The 5,821-nt window shown below is 72.3% G+C and carries 4 protein-coding genes, 1 tRNA gene and 1 other RNA gene; 1 reads left to right on the top strand and 5 read right to left on the bottom strand.

Going from position 1 to position 5,821, the window contains the following annotated elements; translation table 11 throughout:
• The 5 genes from PV363_RS15060 to ffs all read right to left on the bottom strand — a co-directional run.
• On the bottom strand, positions 1 to 1,406 hold a 1,406-nt coding region (locus PV363_RS15060), incomplete at its 3' end, for a chorismate-binding protein (protein ID WP_301022744.1).
• Positions 1,403 to 2,413, bottom strand: coding sequence for an alpha/beta hydrolase (locus PV363_RS15065; protein ID WP_301022745.1), 1,011 nt, complete (start codon positions 2,411 to 2,413; stop codon positions 1,403 to 1,405). The genes PV363_RS15060 and PV363_RS15065, both read right to left, overlap by 4 nt.
• A gap of 12 nt (positions 2,414 to 2,425) precedes the next feature.
• Positions 2,426 to 4,408 (bottom strand): DNA polymerase III subunit gamma and tau, encoded by a 1,983-nt coding sequence (locus tag PV363_RS15070; RefSeq protein ID WP_220366571.1) that lies wholly within the window; start codon positions 4,406 to 4,408, stop codon positions 2,426 to 2,428.
• A 325-nt stretch (positions 4,409 to 4,733) separates the two neighbouring features.
• Complete coding sequence (locus PV363_RS15075; RefSeq protein WP_301022747.1) at positions 4,734 to 5,315, bottom strand: hypothetical protein; 582 nt, start codon at positions 5,313 to 5,315, stop codon at positions 4,734 to 4,736.
• Positions 5,316 to 5,400: 85 nt separating this feature from the next.
• An RNA gene (gene ffs / locus PV363_RS15080) (signal recognition particle sRNA small type) lies at positions 5,401 to 5,497 on the bottom strand.
• Between the two features lie 92 nt (positions 5,498 to 5,589).
• Between ffs and PV363_RS15085 the strand changes: the two genes are divergently transcribed.
• Positions 5,590 to 5,677: transfer RNA gene (locus PV363_RS15085), tRNA-Ser, on the top strand.
• The last annotated feature ends 144 nt before the right edge of the window (positions 5,678 to 5,821 follow it).

Below are 5,821 nucleotides of genomic sequence, written 5' to 3' on the forward strand. Positions count from 1 at the left end.
AGCAGCGTGTCGAAGATGCCTGCCGCCGAGTCAGGCCGGCCCGGACCCGGACGACCAGGTCCCGCGAGGCGGGGCGGGACCACAAGCCCGCCGATCGGCGGGCGCGGCGCATGAACGGCGCCGCCGGGCGCAGGCGTCTGCAGCGTGGCACCGACCGCCCGGAGCAGTGGCGCGGCCTTCGTGAAGCACTCTCGCAGCTCGGCGTCAGGATCGGAGTCGGCGACGACCCCGCCCCCCACGCCCAGCCAGACGCGGTCCCCCCGGATCTCGAACGTCCGGATCACGACGCTCGCCTCCAGCCCGCGCGGCCCGGCGTGACCGATCGCGCCGGTGTACACCTCGCGCCCCGTCGCCTCCTGCTCGCCGATGATCTGCATCGCCCGCACCTTCGGGGCCCCCGTCACCGACCCGGGCGGAAAGGTCGCCCGAAGCAGGTCAGCGTCCGTCGCGTCGGCCGCGAGCGTCGCCTCGACGTCGGACACGAGGTGCCAGACCCCGGCACGACGGCGTGGTTCGGTGGTCGCGGTGACGCGGACGGTGCCCGTCTCCGCGACGCGTCCGAGGTCGTTGCGCACGAGGTCGACGATCATGACGTTCTCGGCGTGGTCCTTCACCGAGGCGACGAGGTCGGCGGGATCTGCCTCAGCAGGCGCGGTGCCCTTGATCGGCGACGACACGACGTGACGCCCGGTCCGGCGCAGATAGAGCTCCGGCGAGAGGCTGACGATCGTCCCCGACCGCCCGGCGACGTACGCCGCGTACGCCGGAGCGAGGGCGGCGACTCCGCTGAGGAACATCTCCAGCCCGGCGGCCGATCCGCCCGCGCCGTCGATCCGCGACTCCAGACGCAGGCAGACGTTGGCCTGGAACACGTCCCCGGCGTGGATGTGGGCGATCGTGCGGCGCACCGCCTCGCGGTGCGCGTCGATCCCGGGCACGGCGACGAACGGCGCGAGCCCGTACGCCGCGGGCTGCGGCTCGTCACCCGCGAGCAGGCCGCACAGGCGGGCCCACCGCTCCTCGGTCTGCTCCGGCGAGGCGACCGACTCGAACCACCACACACCGTCGATCCGACGCAGGACCGTCTCGTAGAGGGCGAGGTCGGCGTCGGGCAGCGGGTCCGTCCGAGGCGGCACGGGACCGACGTCCTCCAGCCGAGCGCCGAGCTGGTAGCCCCACCACCCGATCCAGGTGCCCATCTCCCGGGCACCGTCCGGACCGGTGCCGACGTCGAACGGGTCGTCGCCGTCGGCGAGCACTCGCACCGGGTCGTACGCGACGAGAGCGCGGCCCGAGTCCCATGCCCCGACGAGCGCGACGAGCCGGTCTCGACCGCCCAACCGGCGCAGCAGCGGTCCCAGGTCCAGCGGGCCGATCCGGCGCCGGTCGGCGGCCGGCGTAGTCATCCCCCGGCGAGCTCCCGCTGGTCCGGCAGCAGGGCCGCGTCGTGCCGCAGCCACGCGTCGACCGCGTCGTACGCCCTGCTGCGCGGCTCCTCGCGCGACAGGAAGACGTCGTGACGGGCACCCTCGATCGGGACCACCCGGGTGTCGCCGCCCAGGCACCCGGACCACCGCGCGATCTGACGGACGTCGAGGACGGCATCGGCGGAGTCGACGTCCTCGGAGTATCGCGAGGTGAAGTGCGAGCGCGTCGACCGCAGAACCAGCGCCGGGACGCCGATGTCGAGCCCACGGTGCAGCCGCGCGTGACCGACGCGGACGGCGCGAAGCCACCCGAACGTGACCGGGAAGCCGTTGAGCGGCTTCCAGGCCGTGTCGAAGTCCCACTCACCGTGGTGCGAGGCCGCGAGGCTGGTCCCGTACGCGTCGCTGGGCGCCAGCTTGACCGGCGCCGTCGGCTTGACTCGACCGACGGCCCTGATCGCCTGGGTGCCGACGGAGCGCAGGTAGGCCGCACCCTGAAGGTCGAACCACGGGCTGTTGAGGACGAGACCGGACACGCCGCCGGCTCGCCCGGCGCTCGCCCGACGCCGACGGTCGAGCCACAGCGGAAGGATCAGGCCGCCCGTCGAGTGCGCCGCCAGGAGGACGTCGGCACCGGTCTCCTCACGCACGACGGCGAGCGCCCGCTCGAGCTCCTCGTCGTAGAGCGCGAGGTCGGAGACGAAGTGGGCGGTGTGGCTGGGCTGCAGCGAGCGGCCGCACTTGCGCAGGTCGAGGGCGTAGAAGGCGAACCCGCGCTCGGCGAAGAAGTCGGCCAGCTCGGTCTGGAAGAAGTAGTCGCTGAAGCCGTGGACGTACAGCACCGCACCCCTCGCGTCCTCACCGTCGCGCGGGACACGTCGGACGAGCGTGGCGTCGATGGCCCCCTCACCGTCAGGGTCGGGCCCGAGGTCGATCCGCCGTTGCTCGTAGCCGTCACCAAGGATGTCGGGCCGCCAGCTGCTCATCGTGCTCCTCTGTCAGTCGTGCGGGATCTCGCTGATGACCTGGGCCCCGAGTGTTCTGCTGAGGAGCTCCTCGTGGGAGAGGCCGTCGTTCTCCATCGCGGGGTCGTCGACCTTGGCATGGAGGTCGGGGTCGTAGGCCTCGGGGCGCGCCGAGTCGTCACGCAGGCTGGCTCGCGCGGCCGCGATGGCGTCCGCGCTCGCGCGCTCACGAGGCGGCGGAGCCGTCGGCGGGGCGGGTGAGGGCTCCGGCATCGCCGGTGCCGCGGCAGCCTGAGGAGCGGAGCCGGTCGAGCCCGTCGGGGGCGCCGCGGACTCGTCAGGGCCGCGCGGCGTCGACCCGGCTCGCGCCGGAGCGGCTCCGCCTCCGGCGCTGGGGTCGACGATCGCCTCGACGCGCCACGTGCCTCCGAGCACGTCGACGAGCGCCTGGACGAGGATCGCGTCGGAGCCGCTGCGGGCGAACGAGTCCCGTGCGCCGCTGTTGACGAGCCCGATGGTCAGCGTGGTGCCCTCGAGCGAGTGGACCTGGGCGTTCTGGCTGAGCATCACCCAGGTGAAGCGCCGAATGACGCGCACCTTGTCGAGGATGTCGGGCCACAGGCGGCGTACGTCGGCCACTCCGGGCGTGCCGGGCGGCGCGGGCTCGGTGTGCTCGGCGGCCGCGGGAGGTGCCTCCTCGACCGCCGGCGCGGGAGCCGCCGGCCTCGCGGCCTCGGTGGGTGCAGGCGCCGGCGCCGGAGTCCTTGTCGGAGTCGGAGTGGGCGCGGGAGTCGGAGTGGACGCGGGAGCCTGCGCGGGGGCCGGCGCGGGACGCTCGACCGGTGGCGGACCGTCTCCCACGATCGACAGGCGCCGCTCGATCCGGTCGAGGCGGGCCTGCACGCCGTCAGGTGTGGCGTCAGCGCCCGGCAGGAGGATGCGGGCGCACATCAGCTCGAGCAGGAGACGCGGGGCGGTCGCACCCCGCAGCTCGGTCAGGCCGGCGCTGACGACGTCGGCGGCACGGGTCAGGTCGGCGCGGCCGAACCGCGCGGCCTGGTTCTCGATGCGCTCGCCACGGTCGCCTGCGATGTCGATGAGGCCCATGCCGATGGCGTCGGGCACGTTGGCCACGATCACCAGGTCACGCAGCCGTTGGAGGAGGTCCTCGGCGAACCGGCGCGGGTCCTGCCCGGTCTCCACGACCTTGTCGACGGCCGCGAACACCGCGCCGCCGTCGCCCGCCGCGAACGCGTCGATGACCTCGTCGAGGAGCGAGTCGGGCGTGTAGCCGAGCAGCGACGCGGCGAGGTCGTACGTGACCCCGTCGTCGGACGCCCCGGCGATGAGCTGGTCGAGCACGCTGAGGGTGTCGCGGACGGATCCGCCGCCGGCGCGCACGATCAGCGGAAGCGCCGTCGCCTCGAGCGGAACACCCTCCGTACGGCCGAGCTCCTCGAGGTAGGAGGTGAGGGTCTTGGGCGGCACCAGCCGGAACGGGTAGTGGTGGGTCCGGGACCTGATCGTGCCGATGACCTTCTCGGGCTCGGTCGTCGCGAAGATGAACTTCAGGTGCGGAGGTGGCTCCTCGACGAGCTTGAGCAGGGCGTTGAAGCCCTGGCTCGAGACCATGTGGGCCTCGTCGATGATGTAGACCTTGTAGCGGCTGTTGACGGGAGCGAAGAACGCCCGCTCGCGCAGGTCGCGGGCGTCGTCGACGCCACCGTGGCTGGCGGCGTCGATCTCGATGACGTCGAGGCTCCCCGGGCCTCCGCGCGCGAGGTCGCGGCAGCTCTGGCACTCGCCGCACGGGTCGGCGACCGGGGCCTTCTCGCAGTTGAGCGCGCGGGCGAGGATGCGCGCACTCGTCGTCTTGCCGCAGCCGCGGGGGCCGGAGAAGAGGTAGGCGTGGTTGACGCGGTTGTTGGCGAGCGCGTGCCGCAGCGGGTCGGTCACGTGCGACTGGCCGATCACCTCGGCGAACGTCTCCGGGCGATAGCGCCGGTACAAGGCCATGGGTTCGTCCACGCGTCAACCCTAACGATCGTCCCTGACGTCCGAACCGCCCTGTCGTGTGCACCGTGATCGCCGTGCGATGCGCAAGGCCCCGCGACACGCGCATCGGCGTCGCGGGGCCTTCCGGGGGTTTGCATCTACGCATGGCGCCCGAGGCGCACCTGCACTGTCCTACCGTGCGATCCGGACACCGTGCAAGGGTCCAGAGAAGAGAACTTCGACCTTTTCGCGTCGTCCAGAGGGTCGTACACAGAACGTGCTTCACCATCCACAGATCGCGGCCGTTATCCACATTTTCCCCACAGGCGGCAACGGCTTGGACGGGCTACTCGGCGGCGACCGGCCGTCCGTACGCGACCGCAGCGACGACCTCCTCGGGCGCACCGACGACGAGCTGTCGGTCAGGCTCCGCACCCAGCGCGTCGTTGACGGTCGAGAAGGCGAGCCGTTGTGCGACGAAGGCCATCGCCTCGAAGATCTCGCGGTCGCCCAGCCCGACGGCGCGCAACCGCGCGACGTCCTCCGCGGTCGTCGCGTTCGGGTCCTGGACCACGACAGTGGCCCATGCCGCGAGGGCACGGGTCCGCGGTGCGAGTGCGTCGACGGCGCCACTGAGCACGCCGGCCGCCGTCGCCGTACCGGCCAGGCTCGCCAGCCGACGGCCCCAGGCGAGGGCACAGTACGAGTCGTGGCGCGCCGCCGCGGTCGCCGCGACGAGCACGGCGCGGTCCTCGTCGGTCAAGGCGCTGTCGCGGCTGACGGCCGCGCGTGCTGCCGTGGCCGCGTCGTTCACGTCGGGCCGCCACGCCCACAGACGGGTCAGGTTGTTGACGTACCCGTCGGACTCGAGGTCGGCGTCGTAGAGGGCGCGCACCGGGTCGTCGTGCGGAGGCTCGTCGAGGAACATCAACCCAGCATGCCCTCTGTGCCGAGCACCGAGCACGGACTTGCACGTCCCGCGCGGTTCCCTCCCGAGCTCCTGCGCCCGGACATGAAAAGGTCCCTCGCGCACCCGATAGAGCTCACTTACCCTTGCTGCCTTCCGGCCCTGGGGGAGTTGGGCGAGATACCGCCGCGCGAGGGACTTCAGTCATCGTACCGAGACCGCTCAAGCACGCGGAAGCGGGGCATCCCCTCCCCCTGATTTCGGCCCGGCCCGACCCAACAGGTAACCTGCTCGCGGAGGATTCGCATAGTGGCCTAGTGCGCACGCTTGGAAAGCGTGTTGGGTTAACGCCCTCAGGGGTTCGAATCCCCTATCCTCCGCCACACCGACGAAGGCCCGGACCGCGCTGCGGCCCGGGCCTTCGTGCACGTCGGCCTCAGAACCTCTGCCACGGACGAGCCGCCGGGGCCCAGCCGCGAGACTTCTTGGTGTAGTCGCACACGCCGTCGGGGAAGGCTGCCCGCATC

Source organism: Mumia sp. (genome assembly GCF_028803055.1).
Classification (GTDB): Bacteria; Actinomycetota; Actinomycetes; order Propionibacteriales; family Nocardioidaceae; genus Mumia.

Coding starts and splice junctions, on each gene's coding strand:
- PV363_RS15065 (WP_301022745.1), bottom strand. CDS start 2,413: ATGAGCAGCTGGCGGCCCGACATCCTTGGTGACGGCTACGAGCAACGG.
- PV363_RS15070 (WP_220366571.1), bottom strand. CDS start 4,408: ATGGCCTTGTACCGGCGCTATCGCCCGGAGACGTTCGCCGAGGTGATC.
- PV363_RS15075 (WP_301022747.1), bottom strand. CDS start 5,315: ATGTTCCTCGACGAGCCTCCGCACGACGACCCGGTGCGCGCCCTCTAC.